General features: G+C 35.7%; 2 protein-coding genes. Both read left to right on the top strand.

The window, feature by feature from the left end; all coding sequences use genetic code 11:
* The coding region (gene guaA, locus WBN21_RS09965; RefSeq protein ID WP_424199852.1) for a glutamine-hydrolyzing GMP synthase at nt 1–1,147 on the top strand (1,147 nt) is incomplete at its 5' end.
* Between the two features lie 275 nt (nt 1,148–1,422).
* A partial coding sequence (locus tag WBN21_RS09960) for a LysM peptidoglycan-binding domain-containing protein (protein WP_424199850.1) occupies nt 1,423–2,599 on the top strand: 1,177 nt, incomplete at its 3' end.

The following is a 2,599-nucleotide window of genomic DNA, read 5'->3' as shown; positions in this document are numbered from 1 at the left end:
TAGTGATACCATAAAAGCTTTACCAACTGGAGGCGTTTTATTAGCAAGCACAAATGATGTTGAAAACGCTGCATACAAGATTCAAGGCGAACCAACTTATGCGATTCAGTTTCATCCAGAAGTTTATCATACAAAAGATGGTAAACAATTACTTGAAAACTTTTTAGTTACAATTGCTGATATTAACCAAGACTGGACACCAGATTCATTTGTTGAAGAAACGGTTGAGGCCATTCAGGAAAAAGTAGGAAATGATAAGGTTGTTTTAGGACTTTCTGGAGGTGTAGATTCTACGGTTGCAGCAGTTTTATTAAACAAAGCTATAGGAAAAAATTTGTATTGCATTTTTGTAAATAATGGCTTGCTTCGTAAAAATGAATTTGAAAGCGTTTTGAATCAATATGAAGGCATGGGACTTAATGTAAAAGGTGTTGATGCTTCCAAACGATTTTTAGATGCCTTGGCAGGCATTGAAGACCCAGAACTAAAGCGTAAAGCTATCGGTAACGCTTTTATTGAGGTGTTTGATAATGAAGCGCACAAATTAGAAGATGTAAAATGGTTGGCGCAGGGCACTATTTATCCTGATGTTATTGAAAGTGTTTCGGCTACAGGAGGACCATCGGCGACTATAAAGAGTCACCATAATGTTGGTGGATTACCAGACTTTATGAAACTAAAAATTGTGGAACCCCTTCGTGCTATTTTTAAAGATGAAGTAAGACGCGTTGGTGCTACTTTAGGTATTGATCCTGAATTGCTAGGCCGTCATCCATTTCCTGGGCCAGGTTTAGGAATTCGAATTTTAGGCGATATTACAGCTGAAAAAGTTAGAATGCTTCAAGAGGTTGATGCTATTTTTATTAACGGACTTAAAGAATGGGGATTATACGATAAAGTATGGCAAGCAGGCGCTATGTTATTACCTGTTAATAGTGTAGGTGTAATGGGCGATGAGCGTACCTACGAAAAATGTGTTGCACTTAGGGCTGTTGAAAGTACCGATGGTATGACTGCCGATTGGGTAAATTTACCTTACGAGTTTTTACAAAAAACATCAAACGATATAATAAATAAGGTTAAAGGCGTTAATAGAGTAGTTTACGATATTAGTTCGAAACCGCCGGCAACTATTGAGTGGGAATGATGCAGTAGGCAGTTAGCAGCTAGCAGTAACTGAAAACGGTTCCGCGTTAGGGATTGAAGCGGCATCCTTTTTTGCCAATAAAAGCAAAAAAGACCCGCCTGCCGGCAGGCAGGTATAGCGGAAAGCCCGACCCTTGGGGAACGCCCAAATAATTTTGGCATGTTATGTGCTATTGTTTAGAAAAACGATTTTGTTTCAGTCCTTAAACAGGGAATGAAACGTATATAATTTGAGATAATCAGGTTTTATTATATTTATCAAGTAGATACAACAACATGAAGAGATTTTTAATAGTACTTGTTTTGGTTTTAGCATTTGGTTTTACAACGGTTGAGGCTCAAAATTTTAGTACTCACCAAGTTAAAACAGGAGAAACTATTGACGGTATTGCAAAACGTTATTTTGTAACACCTAGTGATATTTATAAACTAAACCCTGATGCTAAAAAGGCTTTAAAACCTAATACGATTTTAATTATTCCGATATCGAAGGCTAATAAACCAAAGGTTACTATTAATAAGGAATTACAAGGTTTTAGGGAGCATAAAACAAAGCGGAAAGAAACACTTTATAGCCTTGCTAAAAAATATAATGTTGAGGAGGAAGATATAAAGAAATATAATAAATCTTTGTATTCTAATGCGTTGCGAAAGGGAGATAGACTTCAAATCCCAAGATATAAAATTACCGAAGTTATAGAGGAAGTTGCGAAAACCAAACCTTATACGGTTTTACCTAAGGAAGGTAAATGGCGCATTGCTTATAAATTTGGAATTACTGTTAAAGAGTTGGCAGCTTTAAACCCTGATATGCCTGATGTTTTAAGTGAAGGTGCTGTTATTAATGTGCCAAATTTAGATAAAGAAGATCAGAACGAAATTGACGATAAGTTTAGTTATTATAAGGTATTGCCTAAGGAAGGTTTTTACCGTTTGAAATTAAAATTAGATTTAGATCAAGAAGAACTGGAAGCGCTAAATCCTGAGTTAAAGGAAACTGGTTTAAAGTCAGGAATGATTTTAAAAATTCCGCATAATGAATATATTGTAAGTGCTCAAGGGGTGGGTGAAACGCAAGCTGAGGTTACTAATTTGGTTAACAGGATTTCGAATTACGATACGAAACATATTGCCGTAATGTTACCTTTTAGAATGCATCGTGTAGATTTTGATTCTATAAGTGATGCTAAAAAAAGTTTAGAGAAAGATCCATATTTAAATGTGTCGCTTGATTTTCACTCGGGTGTTTTAATGGCGTTAGATTCGTTAAAATCGTTAGGCATTTCCTTAAAAGTTGATGTTTATGATACGCGCTATGAGGTGAGAGAAGTTTCAAGAATTATTAACGAAAATGATTTTGAAAATGTTGATGCCGTAATTGGTCCATTAACGCCAGCTAGTTTTAATAAAGTGGCTTCAGAATTGAAAAAATATAACACGCCAATAGTTTCGC

The organism is Algibacter sp. (genome assembly GCF_049667265.1).
GTDB lineage: Bacteria > Bacteroidota > Bacteroidia > Flavobacteriales > Flavobacteriaceae > Algibacter_B.
This window is presented reverse-complemented; position numbering and strand designations above follow the sequence as displayed.